Annotated in this window: 1 pseudogene; it reads left to right on the plus strand. The window is 70.6% G+C overall.

Annotated features, from left to right (window positions below):
- Positions 1 to 568: 568 nt before the first annotated feature.
- Positions 569 to 762 (plus strand): annotated as a pseudogene (locus KBX39_RS32370) (phytochelatin synthase); the annotation flags it as partial.

Raw genomic sequence — 762 nt, forward strand, 5'->3', positions numbered from 1 at the left:
GTCGACCAAGGAGTTTGCGGGATCTTGCAGTTGACGCCCCGGAAAAAGGTGCGAATCGGGCACCTCAAGGGCCGCAAGCGCAAGATCGCGATCGGGGGTTGGGCCCTCGGGTGGTGATCAAGGGGTTTGTGTCTGTTCTGGGTGGTCTGTCGGACACGAACTCCTTGATCAACGCCGGGCGGGGGCTGGGTGGATTGTCCGGGTTCGGGGTGGTGGGCGCCACGGCTGGGCTGGAATCGGGGCGGGGTGCGGGGCGTTGTACATGGCAGACCGCGCCGCACCCGCCGACCACCCCGCCCCGCCCCCGGCGGGCTGGGAATGAGGCCGGGACGCCGGTCGTTACATCCCCGGGCCGCCGAGCAGGCCGACAGCGCCGATCGAGCAGGCCGCAGGACCGCCCGCCGGGAATGACCCCGGGGCGCGGGTCGTTACATCCCCGAGCCGCCGGAGCAGGCCGTCCCCCTGGCCGCCCGAGCGAGCCACCGGCCCGACGCACATACCGGGCCACCTGATCTTTCTTCGCGGCATCCCCCATCGCCGCGTACCCCCGACAGAGAGGCAACTGATCATGGCTACCACTCTGCTGCGCAAGACCGTTCTGACCGCTGCCGGTGTCGTCGCCACCGCCGGTGGGATCGCCGGCCCCGCCGTCGCCGCCCAGGCCACCCCGGCCGAGAAGGCCGCCATCGTCGCCGACCGCAAGAGCGGTCATGGCGAGCGTGAGCTGGACGTGCGCTACGAAGCCCAGCCCAACTTCTACTG

It is taken from the genome of Micromonospora sp. D75, assembly GCF_018070405.1.
GTDB classification, from domain to species: domain Bacteria; phylum Actinomycetota; class Actinomycetes; order Mycobacteriales; family Micromonosporaceae; genus Micromonospora; species Micromonospora chalcea.